Source organism: Maribellus mangrovi (assembly GCF_037646455.1).
Taxonomy (GTDB): Bacteria; Bacteroidota; Bacteroidia; order Bacteroidales; family Prolixibacteraceae; genus Draconibacterium; species Draconibacterium mangrovi_A.
Genome location: NZ_JBBIXN010000005.1, coordinates 333,874 through 356,620, shown reverse-complemented (window position 1 = coordinate 356,620; position 22,747 = coordinate 333,874). Strand labels below are relative to the sequence as shown.

Genomic DNA, 22,747 nt, shown 5'->3' with positions numbered 1-22,747 from the left:
ATTTGACATTAAAAGTGTAATTAATATGACACTCGCAGACTAATTTTAAACTTTATTAAGGATTTTATGTTGGTTTGTTAAAATTTGTATAAATTGTCAACTCTTGAAGAAATTAAAGGGTAGTGCTAGTTACTATAACTTGAAGTTAGAAATAACTCAAATTGTTGCTGTTTGATAAAAATGTTACTGCAAATATTGATACCGCGGCCATTAAAATCCTGGCAATTTTCAGGTTTAAATGGAAGCACATTAAATTACCATGTTATATCATTTTAAAAATTAATCTATGAAAAAACTTGCATTGCTGATTTTCTGCGCCCTTTTTATTGGGGTACAATTTGCAGATGCACAGACAAAAAAGGTTACGGGAACGGTTACAAGTGCCGATGATGGTACATCCATTCCTGGCGTATCTGTGCTCGTAAAAGGAACGACAATTGGTACCATCACCAATATTGATGGTTACTACGAACTGCAGGTTCCTGAGGATGTTGAGGTGTTCATCTTTTCTTTTGTGGGACTTAAAACCTTAGAGGTTCCTGTGGAAGGCAACGTTGTAAATGCCGTAATGGAACCTGATGTACTTGGTTTGGATGAGGTTATGGTAGTGGCTTATGGTACTGCTAAAAAAGAATCATTAACCGGATCAGCTGCGGTCATTGGAGAGCAACAAATTGAATCACGTTCTGTATCCAATGTTGCTCAGATTCTTACAGGATCTACAACAGGTGTTCAAACTACCGCAGGTTCCGGGCAACCCGGAAGTTCACCGGGAATTCGTATCAGGGGAGTTGGAACCTTAAACACGTCGGCAGATCCACTGATCATTCTTGACGGTATTCAGTATGAAGGAAATATTTCCAGTATTAACCCCGGCGATATTTCTTCGATGACAGTGCTTAAGGATGCCTCATCAACAGCTCTTTACGGTTCTCGTGCAGCAAATGGTGTGATCATCATTACCACAAAAAGAGGTACGAAAGGTACCGAAAGCTTGAAAGTAAATCTTAAAGCTCAGGCTGGTGTTATTAATCAGGCACTTCCTTATTACGAAGAGGTGGATGCTTACGATTACTACGAATTGCAAGCAGAGGCTTTTGCACAGTCAAGATTCAACTCTGATAACGATAACTCCATCGCCGAGGCCAGAGCGTATGCCTACGAGAATATTTATCAGCAGCTGAGGTATAATCCTTTTGTTGGAATTCCTAACGACCAGATTGTTGGATCGGATGGAAAAATCAATCCAAATGCAGTGGCAAGCTTCCCTGATGTGGATTGGTATGATGCTGCCAAACAACAGGGATACCGGCAAAACTACGATTTAAGCCTGACCGGTGGTAGTGAAAAAACGAGCTACTTCTTTTCTATGGGATATTTGGACGAAAGAGGATATGTAATCAAATCTGATTACGAACGTTACAATACCAGATTAGCTATTGATTTTGATGTTAATGATTGGTTAGAGATCGGAACAAACCTAAGTGGTTCTATTATTAAAAGCGACATAGGTTCCTCCAACTCAGCGACCTATGCCAATCCATGGCGTAATGCCAGGATGACTCCTCCTATCTATCCTGTTTATTTGGTTGACCAGGCAACTGGAGATTATATCCTGGATGGAGCAGGTGAAAAACAATACGATGACGGTGGTGAATATTCAAGACCGATTAATGCGGGTAGGAATGCCATTGCTGAATTAAACTGGAACAGCGACGATTACAAACGAAACAATGTTGGAAACAGATCCTTTGCCAGGTTCACACTGATGGATGGACTTACTGCAACTTTTAACGCAGGTGTTGATATTCAAAATTATCAGTATAAAGGTTTTGAGAACGCAGAGATTGGCGATGGAGCACCAACCGGAAGGATGGATGTATCGAGGTATACAAGGACTACAGTCAACCTCAACCAACTGGTCCAGTACGAAAGGACATTTAATGAGGTACATAATGTTAGCGTTTTGGTAGGTCACGAATCTTACAAAAGAGAATACACCTATCAAAGGGGTTTTAAAAACCAGTTTATCGTAAGTGGTATTTACGAGTTAAACAACTTTGTTAATACTTCAACCAACACCAGTTACACGACTGATAAAACCGTTGAAGGTTACTTTGCAAGGTTGAAATACAATTACATGGATAAATACTACATCGAAGGATCTTATCGTAGAGATGGGTCTTCCGCTTTTCATAAAGATGTAAGGTGGGGTAATTTCTTCTCTGTAGGTGGAAGTTGGAGAATTGATCAGGAACAGTTTATGGCCGGAACCGCCTGGGTAAATAGCTTGAAACTGAGAGCATCGTACGGTGAGGTAGGTAACGACAATATTGGATCATACGGTTACCAGGCGCTTTACGAAACCTATCCGAATGCCGAGGAGCCTGGAATCCGCTGGTCTACTGTTGGTAATACCGAACTTACCTGGGAGGTGAATAAAACCTTTGATGTTGCTGTCGACTTTGCATTGTTCGATAGAATGAGCGGTAGCATTGAATGGTATAATCGTAAATCGGATGATTTGCTTTATAGCATGCCCTTACCTCCTACGATGGGACTGATGGAGCAACCTCGAAATATTGCGTCAATGTATAACAGAGGACTGGAAATCAATCTTAATGGCGATGTGGTTCGAACCAGTAATTTCAGGTGGAATCTTAGTTTAATGGGATCGACTAACCAAAATGAAATTACTTCAATCCCGGAACCGTTTGTGAACGGAACTAAGAAATGGTCCGAGGGACATTCGATCTATGATTTCTGGCTGAGAAAATATTACGACATCGATCCGGATGACGGTGCGACCCGATTCCATGTTTGGGAAGATGTTGAAGACGAAAATGGTGAACTGACTGGAGAGACACAGTTGGCTTACGACGAAAACGGCGATCCTGTATTGACTAAAGATGCCGATGAAGCCAATTATGGATACGTTGGTGCTTCCGCTTTTCCAAAATTGCAGGGATCAATTGGTAATGAATTCACGTACAAAGGATTCACCTTGAGTGCGTTGTTCACATACTCATTGGGTGGTGAAATGATCGATGGTGTTTACCAGGGTATGCTTAGCTCGCTTAATGTTGGTGAGTCGTACCATCCGGATGTGAAAAATTCATGGATGAATCCGGGTGATGTAACCGAACTTCCACGTTTGCAATATGCCAACTCTAATTTATATGCCACTTCTGATTATTTCCTAATTTCTTCTGATTATTTGAATATCAGAAATGTGACACTGAGCTACGAATTCTCAAGTCAAACGTTGGAAAGTTTGGGTGTTGGGCGTTTAAGTGTTTTTGTAACCGGAGAGAACCTTTACTTGTTTACTGCAAGAAAAGGAATGAATCCAACTTATAATTTTTCCGGAACACAAAGCGAATTTGCATACAATCCGAGCAGATCATTCATGTTAGGCTTTAACTTGCAATTTTAATCATTAGAAAAAGTATACTACAATGAAGACAAAATATAAAATTTTAACATTCTCGATGGTTTTTGCATTTGCACTGGGCTTAAGTTCATGTAGCGAAGACTTTTTGCAAACCGTTCCTACAGATTCGGTTTCTACTGAAATTGCCCTGGGATCGACCGATAACATGATGCTGGCCATTAATGGTATTCATCGTACCCTTTACGCACAAAATCCAAATATTGTGCGCTATTATGCCGGTCAGGAATATATGATACCTGCGGCAGAATACGGAGCCAGCGATGCCTTGCATTCAAGTACAGGTAATGGTTGGTTCAGGAGTTTTCTGCAATGGAACTCACATACTCAGGCTACCTCGAACGATGTAACATATCCATGGTGGTTTTATTACAACGTAATTGGATCGGCAAACAATATTATAAACGCTGCCGCCGATTTGCAAGAGTCCGATGATCTGAATAATGTATTAGGTCAGGCATACACCTATCGGGCCTGGGCACATTTTAACCTGGTTCGCTTTTTTGCCAAGCCATATATGATTGGCAATCCTTCTTCCGATCCGGGTGTGCCGATTATGCTTGCTACAGAACCTCCATACGAAGGTTTGGCTCGTAATACTGTACAAGAAGTTTATGACCAGATCACAGCTGATCTTGGCACCGCAATATCACATTTTGCCAATGCTTCTGACCGACCTAATATCTCGCATTTGAATGTGGATGTTGCTAAAGGCGTTGCAGCAAGAGTTTATTTAACCATTGGCGATTGGTCAAATGCTGCAAAATTTGCCAATGAAGCTCGTCAGGGTTATACTTTAATGGATGAGGCTGAATATAAATCAGGTTTTAACTCTGTTGACAATCCGGAATGGATGTGGGGATCTAAAATGATTCAGGACCAAACAGCTTATTACTGGTCGTACTTCTATTATACATCAAACAACTTTAACGGTTCGCAGAACAGGAGTAATCCTAAATTCATAAACCACGAGTTGTATGATATGATTTCGGATACAGATTATCGTAAGGATCTTTTTCTGAAAGATTGTCCAAGTACTTTCGACGACTGGGATAAAGGTGAGAATGCCGGAAGATATGCCAGCGAAGAGGAATACGATGCTGCAGTTGATGAATACCGGGATATTATAAATAATTCGGGTAATCACAATATGGTTCCTTACCTGCATATTAAGTTATTGCAGTCTGATGGCCCAACTATTTCTCCTATGGATGTATTGCATATGAGAGCTTCTGAAATGTATTTAATTGAAGCAGAGGCCCTTGCTCGTCAGAATCAGGATGGGGCGGCTCAGGATGTATTGTTTGAGCTCGTTTCTGAAAGGGATGCCGGATACACAAAATCAACCAATACCGGACAAGCTCTTGTTGATGAAATTTTAGTTCAAAGAAGGATCGAATTGTTCCTGGAAGGACATCGCCGTTTTGATATGCTGAGAAATGACGAAGAACTTGATTTGACAAATTCAGGTGCCAGCCCCGACCTATACCTGGATGGCTTCAAACAAGCCAAACCAAGTGAAAACGATGACTGGCTGTTCCAGATCCCTCAAAGAGAGATCGACGCCAATCCCAATATGGTTCAGAACTAATTCCGGATCATTAAGATTTTTGTATAGAAAAAAGCGGGTTGAATTTTCAGCCCGCTTTTTTAGTCTTTGGATTCTGTTTTACCCCTTATAAAAAGGAATGCTGTCAAGGTCGGCTGGCACGATAGTGTATATTTTATCCTTCTCGTCGAGGCCAGAAACGATTGTAACTTCGTTGTCATTGTCATACCCGGGGACTACCTCTTTTTTCCAGATTTTACCTTCTTTCTTGATGAGCACATAATTTGTTTTGCTGTCTCCCAAAAGATATTCACGCGGAATTTTGATGGTATCGTCCAGCTTTTTCAAAATGATTTTATTGTCAGTGGTCATTGCTGGTTTAATGGCATCGTCTTTTTTGTCAAGGTCGATCAACACTCTGAATACTTTGGTGTCGTAACCTGCCAATTCCTGGCCAATGTTGGCAATTTTCGATATCACTCCGGTATATTGTTTATCGGGTAGCGCATCGATGGTAATCAGAACAGAATCGCCAAGTGCAATTTTTGTGATGTCGATTTCCTGCACATAAGTTTCCGAAACCAGTACCGACATATCGGGAAGGGTTGCAATTGCCGGCCTCCAAATATCCACGTTGTCACCAACCTGAAGTTTAGTGCCGTTCCAGCGTTTTGCATAAAGAATGATGCCGTCTTTAGGTGCCATCACCCGACACGCAACCATTCCTTCTTTCAGCATCTGGTCGTGCCTCGAATAACGATCGAACCTGGCCTCAATACGTTGAATTCTCGTTTTCAGATTTAGCCGGGTTAATTCCAGGTCGCGTCTTTTTTGTTCCATCATCCGGAGTGTTTTGTTGTACTCCGTTTGTTTTTTACGCTGATAGGCTGTCGATTCGTATTTCGACTGTTCCAACTCCAGTTTTTTGTACTCCAGGTCGTAATTAAATTCTTCCAGTTCTTCGCGAAGATTAGTCAGTTGAATGGTGGAATCGATTTGTGCGTCTTTAAGTTCTGCTCTGGCCTGTTCCAGGTCCTGACTATTTCTTTGTATTTGCTGGGTAATGGTCGCGGCATCGAGGGTAGCTACCCAGTCGCCTTTTTTTACTACTGTTCCTTCTGCAATCAGGTCCTTTATCTGAAGTTGATAAAGCCGAAGTTCTCTTTTCCGAAGTATATCGGGCATATTAATTAGCACTGCATTCTTCCCCTGAATTTCACCTTTGGTACTTAGAGCCAGTTCGAACGAGCCCGAGTGAACCGTGTAGATATTCTCATTCACGATAAATTTTTTCGCGATAAAAACTCCCGCAACAGCAAGAAGCAGTACCCCTGCAACCAGTATAATATATTTGTTTTTAAACTTTGCCATGGATCAGGAATTAGTAGTTTTCAACAATTTGATTGAAGTCTTCTGATAAAGTAATGTCCTGCTCAAAATCGAAAAGCGTCAGGTACCTGATGGTGTAGAAATAATTCCAGTATGAGCGCAGGGAACTTATGTATGCTCTGCGTGCCTGGTCGCGTTCGGTGCGCGCTATGTTTAGTCGGGTGATATCCTGCTTTCCAATCAGGAATCGTTGCTGGGTAACATCGTAACGCATTTTTGCAATGGTATCGGCTTTGGCTGAATTTTCAACCTGCATATCCTGCAAATTAAATTCCATCACATTCATGATCACGTTTTGTTCGAAATCGATCTTTTCCTGGTTGATACTCAGTCGTACCGCCTCGCGGTTAGCTTCAGCCATCATTAACTGCCCTTTTCGTCTTCCCCAATCCAGGATCGGGATATTCACACCAACACGTAAACGTTGCTGGTCGAGGGGCTCTTTGTACACCCCGTCAAATTCCTCAGAGTTCTGATTTAATCCGTACAGCGCAAAAACATCGCCACTGATTCCGTTTTCACTTTTTGCCGCTTTTACATTCTCATCCTGACTAAGCAAACGCTGTTGTTGATTTATGATATCAGGATTGTTGGTCATGGCTTTATCCACTGCAGCTAAAGCATCAATCTCCAATTGAGGAAGTTCCTCCGGAATAATACACTCAACTTGTGTGTTTTTATCCAGTCCCAGAAAGGAGTTTAGTTGAGCTTCCGCACGATCAAGAGCCAGCTTACCTCTGGTCAGTGCCAGCTGTGCGTTCATATAACTCAGTTCCAAATCTAGCAGTTCATCCTGGGTAACCGTTCCCACCTGAAAACGTCCTTTACCAATGTTGTATAAGGTGTCGGCATTCGCGAGATTGGTTTCCGAGATAGTAACTTCAATTTGCGCATCCAGCAAATCGAAAAACAGCCGTGTAGCTTTTATCGAAAGATTTTCCTGATCCTGTATAAACTGTTTCTTTGCTTTTTCGAATTTGATAGGTTCGATTTTCGCTTTCCATTTTAACTGGTTGTAACCATTAATGTTTTGCGAATAACCGATCATGAACGGTGTGGAAGAAAAAGACGAAACTTCTTCGTCGCCCAGTTTTTGAGTCATACTCAGGTTTGACTGTACAAAAAACGAACCCCCGGTAATTCCTACATTTTGATTAAGGAGTAAAGAAAGGTCAGAATCAAAAGATTCCCTTTCAACAAATTCATCACGGTTTTCGTCGTAGTTATATACTTTTTGTACCGATCGGTTGTAGTTGAACGGAGTAGCATCGAGTGTAAGCGATGGCAACCTGTCGGCTTTAAAATACCTGAACTCCCAGTAGCTCGACAAATACATGTTCTTATTAATAAAAGCATCGAGCGATTGCTGCGAGGCAGTGGCGATCACCTCCTGAAGGGTCATGCTTTTTTTGTTCTGTGCCAACAAACCACAGCTTAACAGAAGGGTAAGTATGAGTGTTATACTAATTCTTTTCATTGTTTCTTGATTTGGTTTTTAATAACGAAGAGAGTTAACAGGATCCTGTTCTGCGGCTCGTTTGGCCGGGATGTAACCAAAAATTACTCCTACAAGAACAGAAACTCCGAAAGAAATAATGATGGAAAACACGGAAACGATGGTGCTGATATCAAAAATTGCGGTGATGGTTTTTGATAACACAACACCAAGAACGATTCCGATAATTCCGCCGGAAACACTAATGATGGTCGATTCCGACAGGAACTGTACAATGATGTCTTTTCTGGACGCTCCAATAGCCTGTCGCACGCCAATTTCACGTATTCGTTCCATAACCGAGGCCAGCATAATGTTCATAATACCGATACCTCCAACAATCAGTGAGATGCCGGCAATAACTCCCAAAACAATGTTGAAGATCTTTTTAGTCCGTTGTTGTTGCTTCAGCAGCAATTCAGGAATAGTTACTTCAAAGTCGTAAAGTCCGTTGTGGCGCCGCAGCATCATTCTGCGAATAACTTCAGCAGTACTGCTTAAATGTTCAGTTTCGGCCACCTGTATGATGATCTTATCCAGTTGATTCAGGTTTTCAGAACCTGAGGAACCGGATTCCTGGTTTCTGCGCGACATCAATTCTTCAACTTCGTCGGCACGTACCAGCGATCGGTTTTTAAACCTAAGCAGCATGGTTTTGGCCGGAATAAAAATCTTATTGTCGGTACTCGAGATTCCCATTTCATCGGAGGCCGAAGCCGTAAAATCACGGCGTTCAATCACACCTACCACTTTAAGCCAGGTTTGTCCGCATTTGATGTTTTTGCCAATCGGATCCTCTTGGTTAAAAAATACTTTGCGGATGTTGTCGCCGATAATGCATACCGGAAAACCATTCTCATTTTGTTCCTGGGTAAACAGATCGCCATTACTTAGGTCGATTTCAAACAGTTTAAAGTAGGAATTGGTCACGCCTTCCAGCACAACCGGTTTACTTTTCCCGTTGAGTATGGCCGAGTAATTAAAATCGATAACCGGACTTACTTTGCTTACGGTTGGCAGAATTTCTTCAATGGCCTGTGCATCGAGCAGCGTAAGGCCTTTTGAGAATTTCTTGGTGCTGATCTGTACTCCATCCGCTGATCCCGACTCATCGGCATCTTCGTTAATGCTAGTTTCAGTTGGTGAGACGATAATATTGTTCACCCCAACCATTTTTATCTGGTCGAGAATTTCCTGTTGCGCACCGTTACCAATTGCCAGCATGCTGATCACCGCAGCAACACCAAAAATAATACCCAGTGCGGTCAGGAATGATTTAACCTTATTGGTAAAAATGGCCTCTAAACCCGATATTACATCGTGCCCATAACGTTGTACATATGCTTTCATGAATTCAGTATTTAGAGATTAACCAATAATGATCATACCGCCCGAAGGATTACCCCTTTTATTGTTATTCGGTACATACGGTTTCTTTTTATCCGCTTCTATTTTCTTTTGTTCCTCCAGCTCTTCACGGATTTTACGTTCTTTAATCTCCTGGTAGATGTCGAGACCTTCCAACGCCAGCTCTTCAGCATTCTCGGGAACAGTCAGTAAAATGACATCCCCTTCGTTGAGTCCTTTTCGAATAAGTGTCATGTTCTCGTTCTGGTCGCCCAGATCAACAACCTGCTTCACAGTGTTTCCTTTTTTCAGGTAAACAAACTGAAGGGAGTCGTTTTCGAAAATGGCTTCAGTCGGGATAAAAGTGGTGTCGGTTAAAGTATTGGTGTAGATGGTATTGCTGGTGGTCATTGCCGGTTTTAGATCACTCACATCGCCAAAAATCCTGATTTTTACTTCAAAAACTTTAGCATCACTTTTTGGCATGGGTTGTCCGATATTTGCCACCGATACCACTTCGCCTTCCAGTTCTTTTTCAGGTATAGCATCGATTCCAAGCTTTACTCTTTGGCCGTTCTCGAGTCGCGAAATGTCGATCTCGTTTACATAAGTAAGCGAAAGCATCGACGACATATCGGGGAGCGTTGCAATTACCGGCATCCACGGAGTCACTGTTGATCCGGGTTTTATCTTTTCACCCGAATTGTCTTTCCCGTAAATTACCATTCCGTGTTTTGGAGCTGAGATCACGAGCGAGTGATAAATCTCTTCGAGTTTATCCGCCCGGGTTTGTTTTTGCTGAACGTCCAGTTTTTTACGCTCAACTTTTGCCTCCGCCTGGCGTTCTTTTAAAACGTACCCGTTTTTTTCCTGTTCCAGCTTTCTGCGGGCTTTGTCCAGATCCATTTCCGCTTTTCGAATAACGGAAGGCGATTCATATACCGATTCATCCAATACAATCTGGAATTCCTCCACCTCTTCGCGTGCGTTAATGATCTGGTCACGAACACCGCTAAGCGTCAGGTTCGAATCCATTTTGGCATCTTCAAATTCATTCATTGCGGTTTCCAATTCTTCGCGCGCCGTATTTAGTACTTCTTCTACGGTCTTCTGGTCGAGTGTAGCGACATAATCGCCCGAATCAACCACCGATCCTTCTTCAATAAGGTCAGTAATGTTAATTTCGTAGATGCGTACATCGCGGTCTTGAAGTTGTGCGGGGACTACAATGTTTTCTGAATTTTGGGCTTCCAATTGTCCGCTTGAGTAAACAAGGATTTCAAACGGACCTTTCTGAACGGTTGCTGTAATTTCTGAACTGTTGCTCTTTGAGGTCGGAAATACCACGAAGGCAACGAGGATAATTGCAACAAGAATAATTGCCGTTATCCAGGTTTTTCGTTTCATATGGTTTTTTTTTGAGTGATGTTTGTTATTTAACAAAAACTATGCCTTGCGAAACATATTGTTGCAATATTAAAATTTATATTCAGAAAGGGTGTTAAAAAAATGCAAAAAGAACTAAAATTATAGTTTCTTAACTGAAATTTCAGTTTTCATTCTGTTTTGATTTTCGAAAGAGGCCGGCCTTGGCAAGTGTCATCACCAAAACACCGATTACCGTTATCATTCCACCAATAAACTGATGCCTTACCGGGAAAGTGTGAAAAAACAGGAAAGCACCGATCAGCACAAATATTCCCTTTAAACTTTGAACGATGGCCGAACGTGAAGCTTCAATGTAGGTGTACGAATAATATACCGAAACAATGGCCAGGAAAGGCCCAAGTATTGATCCGACGGCAATATTTTTAAGCGCCGAAACCGGAATGATAAAAGATTGTTTGTAGATTAAGAACATGATCAGACTATACACGAGTAGCCAGGCTGTTCGGTTGAGTCCCAGCAATTCGGGGCTAAGTTTTTTGACATGTACTTTTACAACAAGTGTGGCCGAAGTGGCCAGTATGGCATTCAGGAAAACGATTCCCGTTCCGCTGATAAACAGCGTTTTTAGTGTTGTTCCGCCTGTGTAGCTGATCAAAAATGCACCAACAAGTGCCAGAAACACGCCGATGGCTTCAATCCAGCCAAATCGTTCGCGTAAAAGTACAACTCCACCCAAAGTAACCATTACCGGAAACATGTTTCCGAGGAAGGATGTGACCGACGGATCGGGGATGATGTTTACGGAAAGAAAAAAAGTGGTGGTGGTAAGAATTTCGAGTATTCCCAGAATGATGAGGGTTCGAACCTGACGTTTGGAAAGTATGCGAACTTGCGCCAGCTTTTTGTTTTTAATGGCAAAACCAAGGCTGACCAGAAAACCGATGGCAAACCAGTAAACCCCGAATTGTGTGAGGTGTACCTCGTTTAAAGCGGCTTTGCTGAATATGTATACATTGGAGAAGGCCAGTGTGGCAACCAGCGCGAAAAAATAGCCTTTAAGTATGTTCGATCTCATGCCAGCAAAGATAGAAAAAATGGAATTTGAGTTGCTTTTATCTCCTGTTTCCTGATCGATAAAAATGTACTGCTTTTTCCATTATGAATTTCTTAAAAACAGTACTTGCTTTATGCTGCTTCAGTGGTTTCATGGAAAATATGATTTATTTAGAGGCAAATAATGAAACGAGGCTGTAAAATTTATCGTTCACACGATAAATATTATAAGCGAGTTCCATCGAATACCTTTGAAGAATGACAATTTTAATGAGATGAAATATCTAATGAAAATAATCCTATTTCTTATCCTAATATTTTTTGCAGGCAGCATTGCTGCCGAAACTTATTATGTGGCTACCGATGGTGATAACGGAAATGCCGGTACATCGATCGATGCTCCGTTTAAAACGATAACTAAAGCTATCTCTGTAATGGAGCCCGGCGATACAATTCTCGTTCGCGGAGGTGTTTACATCAATTATTCCACCATTCGAATTTCGAAAAGCGGAACTGCAGAAGCGAAGTGCTATTTGTTGGCCTATGGAGATGAACGCCCGATCCTTGATTTTTCGAGACAGGATTTTGGTGACCGTGGAATCAGCCTAACTGGAAGTTACTGGTACGTAAAAGGCATCGATGTTTGTTATTCCGGTGACAATGCATTGAACATTTCAGGCGGAGGCTTTAATGTTTTTGAATTTTGTCGATTCTACGAAAATAAGGATACCGGTGCCCAACTTGGCGGCGGTGCTCACGACAATACATTTATCAATTGCGATTCGTATTACAATGCCGATCCCGAGGATTATGGCGACGCCGATGGTTTTGCCCCAAAATTGGATGTGGGAAGCAACAACAAGTTTGTAGGATGCCGGGCCTGGGGTAACTGCGACGATGGCTGGGACGGATACATGCGTGGAGCAGATGATGTGACGACCATACTTGAAAACTGCTGGACCTGGGGAAACGGCTACCTGAAAGACGGAACCGATCCCGGGGCAAAAGCCAACGGAAACGGATTTAAAATGGGTGGCAGCGACGACAGGAACCTGAGCCACAATTTTGTACTTACCAACTGTGTATCATTTTACAATAAAGCAAAAGGTTTCGATCAGAATAACAATACCGGAAACATGCAACTGCTGAATTGCACCGGTTATGGTAATCTTTCCGCCAATTATCGCATTACACGTAATTTGGCTGCCGGGAAAACGCTGGAAGTTAAAAACTGTGTTTCGTATGACGGATTAGTAGAATTGGGCGATTTTGCCATTCAGGCCACTAACAGTTGGATGGACCAATTTACAGTTACAGCTGATGATTTTCAAAGCCTCGACACTACCGGTATAGGTGGCCCAAGAAAAGCCGATGGCAGTTTACCCGATGTTTCTTTTCTGAAACTGGCTGAAGGCAGCGACCTGATCGATGCCGGAACCGATGTTGGCTTGGAATTCTCAGGAACTGCACCCGATCTTGGCGCTTTCGAATATGAGCATGCTACAGCAATAAATACCATGCCCGAGACTTCGGTAAAAATGTGGTTTGCCAACAATAAACTACGAATAGAATTGTCGGCAGATCAAAATTCAGAATACCGGGTGAATATCTATTCCGTAAGTGGTCAGGTTTTGTTGCAGACTGCACGCAACTTTGGCAATACTTCGTTGGATTGTTCTTCCTTAAAATCGGGTATTTATATTGCTGAATTTGTATATCGCGAATCGAGGACATCCAAAAAACTGGTTAAAAATTAAGCAGCATTTCACAATCCATTAAAAATTATTAAACCACCATTAACCTTTATTTCGAAGTAACAGTCAATTTTTTAATTCCATTATCTTTGTGCAAGGTTAAAGTATTCATAAACAACAGATGACCGCAGCACTTCGTTGCCGGTTTTCAGACTAAAGCATAAATTATGTTGCCAAAAATTAATCCGATAGAAACAACTGCCTGGAAAAAGCTTGAAGAAATTTATTTCGAGTTCGAGGGCAAACATATGAAAGAACTTTTCGAGGACGATGCCGATCGTTTTGAAAAATACTCGCTGAAATTTGGTGATATCCTTCTGGATTACTCGAAGAATATCCTTAATGATGAGGTAAAATCAGTATTGTTCGAACTGGCCAAAGAGTGTGGTGTAAAAGGTGCGATCGATAGTATGTTTTCGGGCGAAAAAATTAACGCTACCGAGAATCGTGCGGTGCTGCATACTGCATTAAGAAACCGCAGTAACAATCCGGTTCTGGTCGATGGCAAAGATGTAATGCCCGAAGTGAACGAAGTACTCGCTCAGATGAAAGCATTTTCCGAAAAAGTGATTTCGGGAGAATGGAAAGGATATACCGGAAAGGCCATTACTGACGTGGTGAACATTGGTATAGGAGGATCTGATTTAGGTCCGTTGATGGTGACAGAAGCTTTGAAGCCGTATAAAAATCACCTGAATCTGCACTTCGTTTCCAATGTCGACGGAACGCATATTGCTGAAACCTTGAAGGCCGTTGATCCGGAAACTACTTTGTTTATTGTGGCTTCGAAAACCTTTACTACGCAGGAAACCATGACCAATGCCAATTCGGCAAAAGACTGGTTCCTGGCTTCGGCAGAAGATATTGCGCAAGTTGCCAAACATTTTGTTGCCGTCTCGACCAATGCCGAGGCCGTTTCTGCTTTTGGTATCGACACTGCAAATATGTTCCGTTTCTGGAACTGGGTAGGAGGTCGTTATTCCTTGTGGTCGGCAATTGGCTTGTCGATTGTACTGGGAATCGGTTACGAGAATTACATCGAGTTGCTGGAAGGCGCTCATGCGATGGATAATCATTTCCGAAACGAAGATTTTAACAAAAATATACCGGTGCTTCTCGCGCTGATAGGAGTTTGGTACAACAATTTTTATGGTGCCGAAACAGAGGCGATCTTGCCGTACGATCAATACATGCACCGTTTTTCGGCTTATTTCCAGCAGGGGAATATGGAAAGTAACGGGAAATATGTCGATCGGAACGGGGAGCAGGTGGACTACCAAACCGGACCCATAATTTGGGGCGAGCCGGGTACAAACGGTCAGCATGCTTTTTATCAGTTGATTCACCAGGGCACCAAACTTATTCCCTGTGATTTTATCGCTTCGGCAATCAATCACAATCAGTTGGGCGATCATCATAAAAAATTATTAGCCAATTTCTTTGCGCAAACCGAAGCCATGATGGTGGGGAAAACCGAAGAACAGGTTACTTCTGAATTAGAAGCCGCCGGCAAATCGGATGAGGAAATTGCAGCCTTGTTGCCGTTTAAAGTTTTCCTCGGAAATATTCCAACCAATTCAATCCTGGTTAAAAAACTCACACCTCATGTTCTTGGATCGTTGATTGCCATGTACGAACACAAAATATTTGTTCAGGGTGTGATATGGAACATTTACAGTTTCGACCAGTGGGGAGTTGAACTTGGTAAACAGCTGGCCAATGCCATTCTTCCCGAGTTGGAAGGCGACAATAAAGTGACCGGCCACGACGGATCGACCAATGGCCTGATCAATGCCTGGAAAGCAATGAAATAAAAGAAATTTCAGCATAAAATATGAAATGCCACCTGTCAGCTGATCGGTGGCATTTTTTTTACGCTCAGGAACTTATGAAGTCTGAAAAAGACTAAATTTAACTCAACCAAAAATCGCTGCAATGGGGGAGAAAGTTGTTAATGTGCCAAATGCGCTGAGTTTATACAGAATACTGATATTCCCTTTTATCCTGTACCTTGTAATAAGCGGCAATGAAAAACTGTTTGCCCTATTTTTGTGCATTAATCTTATTACCGATTTCCTCGATGGTTTTATTGCCCGAACGTTTAATCTGGTTACCCGCCTGGGAGCCCGCCTTGATTCGTTGGCTGATTACGGAACATATTTTCTGGCGTTTTACGGAGTTATAGTTTTTAAAAAGGCCGACCTGGCAGGAAACGGATGGATATTCTATCTTTTTATAATTATGATGTTACTAACGCAGGCGATTCACTATTATCGGTTCGGAACGTTTTCAAGTTATCATTTGTATTCGTTTAAAACAACCGGATATTTTCACGGATTGCTTTTTACCCTCTGGTTTTTTGTAGGATTTTATCCGGCCTACTACTACTTTGCAATGGGCTTTGGAATTTTGGCAGAAACAGAGTCGATCATTTTAACGCTCATGCTCCGCAAAACACGATCGAATGCGCGGGGTTTGTATTGGGTATTAAAAGAAAAAAGCCTTTAGCATTAGTGTGAATTCTCCCCGAGCTTCTTTGTAAGTTTTGAGATGGCACGAAGTGGTGCCATATCTTCGTAAAGAATATGGTAAACGGTATCAGAAATAGGCATGTAAACGCCATATTTTTTATTAATGGCGTGAATGGATTTTGCCGCATAATAACCTTCGGCGATCATGTTCATTTCCCATTGTGCTGCTTTTACCGAATATCCTTTACCGATCATAGTTCCGAACATTCGGTTTCGGCTGAACTGTGAATACGAAGTTACCAAAAGATCACCCAGATAAGCGGGACTTTTAATGTCGCGGTTAATCGGATGCACGGCATCAACAAAGCGCTTTATTTCCTGAATGGCACGCGAAATCAGCACGGCATGAAAATTATCGCCGTAACGCAAACCGTGCGCTATGCCTGCGGCAATGGAAATAACATTTTTTATTACTGCTGAATACTCCGTACCCCAAATGTCATCGGAAAGTGTGGTGTATATGTAATCGCTCTCTATCAATTGGGCAAATTTAGCAGCACGGCTCTCGTCCATTCCCGCAATGGTCAGATACGACAATTTCTCCTGTGCAACTTCCTCGGCATGACATGGCCCCGATATAATTCCGATCATATCGATAGAAACATTAAAATGCCGGTTCAGGTACTCAACTACCAACAGGTTTTCTTCCGAAACAATGCCTTTAATTCCCGAAAGAATGTACTTGTCTTTAAGGTCGTGCTTGAGGTTGCCAAAAATGGTGGGTAAAAATGCAGAAGGAATAGCCAGGACCAGGATATCGGATTCTTCAACAATTTTATTGATGTCGTTATAAAACGTAATTCGTGAAGTATCAAATTCAACATCACGCAGGTAACGCGGATTGTAACCGTCTCTAATAAATTGTTCTACGATTTCAGGTTTGCGGAAGAACCAGTTGATTTCGTTTACATTTTCAAGCAACATTTTCGAAATTGCTGTTGCCCAGCTCCCACTACCAATTACTGCAACTTTATCCGTTTTAATATTCATATTGATTTTGATAAAGCGACTTCCTATCCCTAAAAAATAAGGTCCTGTCACCGGTTCGACTCGCAAATATAAGCAAAATCAGCTAGTCAACCGAAGTTCAGCATTTCTAACAGCCGGAATTAAAATGGATAAATTTGTCTGAATATTTGTGTTTTGCTTGTTTACAGTTGATGCAAAATTTCATATATTACAACAAAATTACGACAATGTACGACAAAGTAAGTGAAAGCGCCATGCGATTGAGGGCTATGATTGAAAAGGCCATTGAGGACCATAAAATAACACGGGAGGAATACGACAAGATTCTGAACATTGCGGCTGAAGATGGTTTTATCGATCGGCACGAGCAGGCCTTGCTCAGCGAATTGCAGCAAATGATCGAAGAAAAAGAAGTTTGTTTTGTGATCTAGTTGAGTTAAACAGAAAAGAAAAGTTGGCTGCTGTCATTTTAGAATGTAAGCCACAATTACGCCCAGGTAATTACCTATGGCGTAACCTGCAATCCCCACAAACATTCCGGTAAGAATTACCTCGCGGTTTTTAAGTGCCGATGCTACAACTGGTACAAATGGTGGCGAACAGATTAAAGCGCTACCGGAAATAATAACCGTATCGGCATCAATTTTAAAGAAACGTGCAATAAATGCATGCAGAATGTGTGAACCAAACATGGCAATTCCAACATAATAAAACAGCGATATGGAGACATTGGCCAGTTTACTGATATCAGCCATCGAAGCTACCGAAACACAGAAAATCAGGATGAGATACATTCCCAGTTGAAAGGTTTTTTTGATCCGTCTTATCCTTGGGACAAACGATAGAGCAATGCCAAATGTAGTGACAAATATTACCACGGCAGCATTGGCAAAATCTTCGTTAAATAGTTTGCTCAATAAAAAACTTGTACCAAGAATGAGCACCGACAATCCGAAAGCACCCATTAGGGGCCAAAAAGTGTTTTTCTTGAAAAAGCCGCTGTATGATTCGTATTCTTCCTTTAGGTCAATGGTGGGCACCTCTATTTTTGGATCTCCTTCACCGGGCAGTTTTTCGTTCGATTTATAAGCTGGCAGGAACCACAAAAATACTTTTTGCCCCACCGAAAAAATAAAAACCAGGTAAATGGCACCCAGAGTCATTTCGTAAGTGTGGGTAAGAATATAAATCTCCTGCGAAACATTGAGCGCTGTTTTAATGGCGGCCATATTTGGCGTTCCGCCGGTGTACACACCGACAAGCATGCCCGAAACTTTCCAAATTTCGTCGATGCTGCCATTGAATATCCAATACCCTAAAAAAATCATCAGCAAAACAGTAAACAGCCCAATGAGGAGGGACTCCATTGCAGCTCGGGCATGCGAAATCCATTTTTTTACATCGAGCGAAAATAAAATCAGGGGCAAACAAAGTAATATTGTGATATTGGTGAATGTGTCCTGAATAAAAGCAATAGCATTTCTCGAAACATCCTGCTCAGTAACCATACCTGCTGCGAGGTACTCCTTCATTTTTGCAAATGGAATAAAAACTTCACCTCCCAGCAGGTTGTGATAGGCATCCGACATGGCAGGCAGGATCCCAACATTTCCGATAAAAATTCCAAAGCCGTAACAAATCAAAACGGCTCCGATTTTTTTGGCCAGCGAATATTTGCTTTCGAGATAAATGATGATGATTGGGGCGATAACGAACAAGAAGACAATTACAAAAAAATGCGTATCCATCTTTCACAAGTTCGGTTTATATACAAGTAAAGTTAGAATTATATGCTGAATAAGCAAGTACACCTCTTTCTAACTTATCAACCGAAGAGTCATACTAAGGCCTATTTCAGAAGGTAGGCGACTAAAACGCCGAGGTAATTTCCGACTGCGTAACCTGCAATTCCTACTACCAGTCCGGTCAGAATCACATGTCGGTTTTTTTAAGGCTCCGGCAACTACCGGCACAAAAGGTGGTGAGCAAATCAGGGCACTGGTTGAAATGATCACTGTATTTATTGTTCACCAAATCCCCCGCCTCCCGGTGTTTCAATTATAAACTGATCGCCCGCTTCAATGTTTATATTCTGAATGGAATCCAGTTGTATTTCCTCGCCGTTTTTACGGATTACTTTTTGAGATCCGGGTAAGCCGTCTTCACCGCCATTTAACCCAAAAGGTCCCGAATTCCTGCGTTGCGAAAGCACCGAAAGATTCACCGGCTCCAGAAACGTTAGTACGCGTTTTATCCCGTCGCCTCCGTGCCATTTACCTTTACCACCTGAGTTCGCACGAATGCAGAATTCTTCCAGCCGTACCGGGTAACGGTGTTCCATAATTTCCGGATCGGTAATGCGCGTATTGGTCATGTGATGGTGAACTACGCTGGCACCATTAAATCCCTGGCCGGCACCGCAACCACCACAAATGGTTTCGTAATAGCCAAAATGTTTGTTTCCAAACAGGGTGTTGTTCATGGTTCCCTGGCTGGCAGCTACCACACCAAAAGCTTTTAGCAGCGTGTCAGTCAGTCGCATACTTATCTCTACATTTCCACCAACCACTGCGGGGCACTTTTCGGGATCATCGTCAAAAACCGGGTTCAGCAAACCATTGGGCAACATAAATTCTACCGGTTCCAGCAACCCGTCGTTCAAAGGAATGGGTTCATTCAACAGCAAGCGCAATACGTAAATCGTTACACTTTTTACGATTGCCTCGGTAGCGTTCATATTTCCCGGATGAACTTCCGAACTGCCTGTAAAATTGATGAGGCAATTTCCATCATTTAAATTGATTTGCACTTTCAGAGGCGAACCGTCATCCAGTTTTTCTTCTGCAGAATAAATACCGTTCTCGAATTTTTGCAGTGTTGCCTGCATTTTTGCTGCGGCATGTTCACGCAGCAAATTCAGGTAAGTTTGCACGGTTTCTTTTCCTTGTGTTTTAATCAGGCTGATCAATGCCTCCGAACCGTTTTTATTGGCTGCCAGAGCAGCATTCAGATCGGCCAGGTTATCCTCTACCGAGCGGGTGGGATATTTTGCTGACAAAAGAATATTGCGCATTCCTTCCCAGTTGGGTTTTCCGTTTTTCACCAAGTGAAAAGGAGAGATTGTTACTCCTTCTTCTTCCAGTTTTGTGGCATTTGGCGGCATCGATCCCGGGCTGATCCCACCTATTTCGGAGTGGTGCGCACGATTTACCACAAAGCCCACGCGTTCACCCTCGTAAAAAACAGGTGTCACCAACGTTACATCCGGCAAATGCGAGCCTCCATATTTCGGATGGTTGGTTACAATCGTATCACCTTCTTCAAAATTGAAATGTTTGATCAATTCGCGCACGCAAACACCCAGTCCGCCCAAATGCACCGGAATGTGTGGTGCATTGGCAACCAGGCGTCCTTCGGCATCGAGTAAAGCGCACGAAAAATCGAGTCGTTCCTTGATGTTCACAGACAGCGAAGTGCGTTGAAGCAGTGCGCCCATATTTTCGGCGATCGCCATAAAACGGTTGGTAAATAATTCCAATTCGGTTTCTCGGGTTTGTTCATGTTGAATTTCAGAACCAGTTCCGGTAAATATTAACACACCGCTGCGATTGGAGTCGATTTCCAGTTTCCAAGCCGGTTTTACATAGGTCGTCGAGAAACTGTCGGGGAAAAGTGCCGGGCCTTGAAAACTTGCTCCCCGCTTTAGTCCTTTCCGAATAAAAACAGGCGTTAGATTTTCCATTTTATGGTCCGGTTCAGGGAGATAATTCGTTTCAGTATTTGTTGTTTTGTCTCTCGGATTACTTTGTACTGATGCGATCACGCGCAAAGTCTCCACTTCAATTTCACGGTTCTTCACGCGGTGACCATAAAGTTTTTCGTACTGAGCATGAAAATTCCCGAGCAGTTCCTGATACGAAGAAAATGGAATTTCAAGACTAGAATCCTGGCCCTTAAAACGAAGAAAAACCATTTGCTGTCTGATTTGTATTTTCTCCGGCGGGAACCCTTCACCAACTAATTTCTGAGTGGCTTCTTCCGCTAATTCGCTAAACCAGGACATGAGTTTTTCCTGAACTGAATCCAGATTTTGCAAGATCTGTTTTTCCACAAAGCGTTCTACAGCGGCGTTTCCAATTCCGTAGGCGCTGAGTAATCCTGCATCTTCCGGTAGCAGTATTGTTTTGATGCCCAATATTTCGGCAATATCGCAGGCATGCAAACCACCTGCTCCACCAAAAGCCACCAGCATAAAATCGGTGGGGTTGTATCCTTTTGAAATGGAAATCTTCCGAATCGCACCTGCCATAATCTCGTTGGCAATGTCGATAAAGCCATTCAGAATGATCTCCGGAATTTGCTTTTTGCCTGTTGCTTGTTCGATTTCTGCGATCAGTTCGTTCAGTCGGTTTTCAGCAGCGCTTTTAAAGACCGGAATGCCGAACTGACTGGTGTCGAGTCGGTTCAACAGCAGGTTCACGTCGGTAATGGTAAGTGGGCCACCCGCGCCGTAACATGCCGGGCCGGGATGCGCACCAGCACTCTCGGGACCCACAAAAAGTTTATAGCCATCGAAGCCACAAATGGAGCCGCCGCCTGCCGCTACGGTCTCGATGGCAATGGCCGGGCTGTTGATTTTTGCATCGCCCACCTGCAATTCAAAACGATAATCGAATTCGCCGTCGATGCGTGAAACATCGGTACTGGTACCTCCCATATCGAACGTGATTAGTTTTGAAAAACCACTTTGTTCGCCAATTATTTTAGCACCAACAACGCCTCCGGCCGGGCCGCTAAGCAAGCTGTCTTTTGGATGGAACTTTTTGGCAGAAACCAGTCCGCCTGCCGAGGTCATGATCTGAAAGGATTGGTCACCGACGCTTTTGGAAATCCGGTTCACGTAGTTGTAGATGATGGGAGAGAGGTAGGCATTTACTACTGTGGTTTCGGCGCGGTTCAGTATTTTAATCAGCGGAGACAAGCTGGTGGAAGTGGAAACAAATTCAAATCCAAGTTCCTGTAAAATTTTTGCAATTTCTTTCTCATGTACCGGGTAAATGTAGGAGTTCATCAAACCGATGGCCACCGACTCAATTTCGTTTTTATCAAGCGCCAAAATTTGTTTTTTGAAGGCTTCAAGGTCAATGGCTTTCAGGATATTTCCTTTGGCGTCGATGCGTTCATTTACTTCCAATACGTGATGGGTAAGCTGACGCGGCTTTTCCACGTTCAGTGCAAAAATATCAGGACGTGCCTGATTGCCGATTTTCAGCAGATCGGCAAAGCCTTTGGTGACGATGAACAGTGTTTTGGCCCCCTTGTTTTCAAGCAAGGCGTTGGTGCCTTTTGTTGAACCCAGTTTTAACTGAAGGTCAGGAAAAGTTTCGTGCAATGCCGTTTGTGTGATCAGCCGGGCACCTAAAACCGGTGCTTCTTCATGAGAGGTCAGCTCGAAATTTTTACCCTTCATTTCAGGTTTAAAAAAAGGAGACTCGACTTTTAAAATGTTTGTTGCTGAATCAAATGATGCAATCTTAACTTCGATGTTATTTTCTCCCAGCAAGCGAATCGTAAATCCCTTAAATATATCACGTTCAATGTTCCAGGAATCTGCAATTTCGCAAGTGGTTTCTGAAATCACGTTTGTGATGGTACTGCGCAAGCTGCTGCTGCTTAGTACTTTTTGCCGGTATTGTTTGCCGTTTTTGTCGATGCCAATACAATCGGTAAAAGTACCTCCGGTATCTACAAAAAGCTGGAAGTGTTCGTTTTGCATATTTTTTGAATGTGAAAATGCATTAAAGTCAATGGATAAATATA

General features: G+C 42.5%; 14 protein-coding genes. 6 read left to right on the top strand and 8 right to left on the bottom strand.

Annotation, left to right across the window (positions count from 1 at the left end):
• Positions 1–286 precede the first annotated feature (286 nt).
• Positions 287–3,436 (top strand): SusC/RagA family TonB-linked outer membrane protein, encoded by a 3,150-nt coding sequence (locus WFY05_RS19285; RefSeq protein WP_340114560.1) that lies wholly within the window; start codon positions 287–289, stop codon positions 3,434–3,436.
• 22 nt (positions 3,437–3,458) lie between these two features.
• Positions 3,459–5,042: a RagB/SusD family nutrient uptake outer membrane protein gene (locus WFY05_RS19280; protein ID WP_340114559.1), complete on the top strand. Its 1,584-nt coding sequence runs from the start codon at positions 3,459–3,461 to the stop codon at positions 5,040–5,042.
• A gap of 78 nt (positions 5,043–5,120) precedes the next feature.
• On the opposite strand, the gene WFY05_RS19275 is transcribed toward WFY05_RS19280, so the two are convergent.
• From WFY05_RS19275 to WFY05_RS19255, 5 genes are all read right to left on the bottom strand, one after another.
• Positions 5,121–6,371, bottom strand: a complete 1,251-nt coding sequence (locus tag WFY05_RS19275; RefSeq protein WP_340114558.1) for an efflux RND transporter periplasmic adaptor subunit — start codon at positions 6,369–6,371, stop codon at positions 5,121–5,123.
• Between the two features lie 10 nt (positions 6,372–6,381).
• Positions 6,382–7,866, bottom strand: a complete 1,485-nt coding sequence (locus WFY05_RS19270; protein ID WP_340114557.1) for a TolC family protein — start codon at positions 7,864–7,866, stop codon at positions 6,382–6,384.
• Positions 7,867–7,884: 18 nt separating this feature from the next.
• Complete coding sequence (locus WFY05_RS19265) at positions 7,885–9,234, bottom strand: ABC transporter permease (RefSeq protein ID WP_340114556.1); 1,350 nt, start codon at positions 9,232–9,234, stop codon at positions 7,885–7,887.
• Between the two features lie 18 nt (positions 9,235–9,252).
• A complete protein-coding gene (locus WFY05_RS19260) occupies positions 9,253–10,638 on the bottom strand; it encodes an efflux RND transporter periplasmic adaptor subunit (protein ID WP_340114555.1) in 1,386 nt (461 codons plus the stop codon).
• A 142-nt stretch (positions 10,639–10,780) separates the two neighbouring features.
• Positions 10,781–11,695, bottom strand: coding sequence for a DMT family transporter (locus tag WFY05_RS19255; protein ID WP_340114554.1), 915 nt, complete (start codon positions 11,693–11,695; stop codon positions 10,781–10,783).
• 265 nt (positions 11,696–11,960) lie between these two features.
• Here WFY05_RS19255 and WFY05_RS19250 point away from each other — a divergent pair, with 265 nt between their 5' ends.
• The 3 genes from WFY05_RS19250 to WFY05_RS19240 all read left to right on the top strand — a co-directional run bounded on the left by WFY05_RS19250 (position 11,961) and on the right by WFY05_RS19240 (position 15,935).
• The gene (locus tag WFY05_RS19250) at positions 11,961–13,430 is read left to right on the top strand and encodes a right-handed parallel beta-helix repeat-containing protein (RefSeq protein WP_340114553.1); all 1,470 of its coding nucleotides are present in this window, start codon (positions 11,961–11,963) and stop codon (positions 13,428–13,430) included.
• A 164-nt stretch (positions 13,431–13,594) separates the two neighbouring features.
• Positions 13,595–15,241, top strand: coding sequence for a glucose-6-phosphate isomerase (gene pgi, locus WFY05_RS19245; protein WP_340114552.1), 1,647 nt, complete (start codon positions 13,595–13,597; stop codon positions 15,239–15,241).
• 121 nt (positions 15,242–15,362) lie between these two features.
• The gene (locus tag WFY05_RS19240; RefSeq protein WP_340114551.1) at positions 15,363–15,935 is read left to right on the top strand and encodes a CDP-alcohol phosphatidyltransferase family protein; all 573 of its coding nucleotides are present in this window, start codon (positions 15,363–15,365) and stop codon (positions 15,933–15,935) included.
• Positions 15,936–15,937: 2 nt separating this feature from the next.
• Here WFY05_RS19240 and WFY05_RS19235 read toward each other — a convergent pair whose 3' ends face one another.
• Complete coding sequence (locus WFY05_RS19235; protein ID WP_340114550.1) at positions 15,938–16,948, bottom strand: NAD(P)H-dependent glycerol-3-phosphate dehydrogenase; 1,011 nt, start codon at positions 16,946–16,948, stop codon at positions 15,938–15,940.
• A gap of 206 nt (positions 16,949–17,154) precedes the next feature.
• Here WFY05_RS19235 and WFY05_RS19230 point away from each other — a divergent pair, with 206 nt between their 5' ends.
• Positions 17,155–17,358, top strand: a complete 204-nt coding sequence (locus tag WFY05_RS19230) for a hypothetical protein (RefSeq protein WP_340114549.1) — start codon at positions 17,155–17,157, stop codon at positions 17,356–17,358.
• A gap of 33 nt (positions 17,359–17,391) precedes the next feature.
• Here the strand turns inward: WFY05_RS19230 and WFY05_RS19225 are convergent, their stop codons facing one another.
• Positions 17,392–18,675 (bottom strand): DUF819 family protein, encoded by a 1,284-nt coding sequence (locus WFY05_RS19225; RefSeq protein WP_340114548.1) that lies wholly within the window; start codon positions 18,673–18,675, stop codon positions 17,392–17,394.
• Positions 18,676–18,947: 272 nt separating this feature from the next.
• On the bottom strand, positions 18,948–22,703 hold the full coding sequence (locus tag WFY05_RS19220; protein ID WP_340114547.1) for a hydantoinase B/oxoprolinase family protein: 3,756 nt from the start codon (positions 22,701–22,703) through the stop codon (positions 18,948–18,950).
• Between the last annotated feature and the right edge of the window lie 44 nt (positions 22,704–22,747).

Coding starts and splice junctions, on each gene's coding strand:
- WFY05_RS19230 (WP_340114549.1), top strand. CDS start 17,155: ATGTACGACAAAGTAAGTGAAAGCGCCATGCGATTGAGGGCTATGATT.
- pgi (WP_340114552.1), top strand. CDS start 13,595: ATGTTGCCAAAAATTAATCCGATAGAAACAACTGCCTGGAAAAAGCTT.
- WFY05_RS19235 (WP_340114550.1), bottom strand. CDS start 16,948: ATGAATATTAAAACGGATAAAGTTGCAGTAATTGGTAGTGGGAGCTGG.
- WFY05_RS19220 (WP_340114547.1), bottom strand. CDS start 22,703: ATGCAAAACGAACACTTCCAGCTTTTTGTAGATACCGGAGGTACTTTT.
- WFY05_RS19250 (WP_340114553.1), top strand. CDS start 11,961: ATGAAAATAATCCTATTTCTTATCCTAATATTTTTTGCAGGCAGCATT.
- WFY05_RS19280 (WP_340114559.1), top strand. CDS start 3,459: ATGAAGACAAAATATAAAATTTTAACATTCTCGATGGTTTTTGCATTT.
- WFY05_RS19240 (WP_340114551.1), top strand. CDS start 15,363: ATGGGGGAGAAAGTTGTTAATGTGCCAAATGCGCTGAGTTTATACAGA.
- WFY05_RS19275 (WP_340114558.1), bottom strand. CDS start 6,371: ATGGCAAAGTTTAAAAACAAATATATTATACTGGTTGCAGGGGTACTG.
- WFY05_RS19225 (WP_340114548.1), bottom strand. CDS start 18,675: ATGGATACGCATTTTTTTGTAATTGTCTTCTTGTTCGTTATCGCCCCA.
- WFY05_RS19285 (WP_340114560.1), top strand. CDS start 287: ATGAAAAAACTTGCATTGCTGATTTTCTGCGCCCTTTTTATTGGGGTA.
- WFY05_RS19265 (WP_340114556.1), bottom strand. CDS start 9,234: ATGAAAGCATATGTACAACGTTATGGGCACGATGTAATATCGGGTTTA.
- WFY05_RS19260 (WP_340114555.1), bottom strand. CDS start 10,638: ATGAAACGAAAAACCTGGATAACGGCAATTATTCTTGTTGCAATTATC.
- WFY05_RS19270 (WP_340114557.1), bottom strand. CDS start 7,866: ATGAAAAGAATTAGTATAACACTCATACTTACCCTTCTGTTAAGCTGT.
- WFY05_RS19255 (WP_340114554.1), bottom strand. CDS start 11,695: ATGAGATCGAACATACTTAAAGGCTATTTTTTCGCGCTGGTTGCCACA.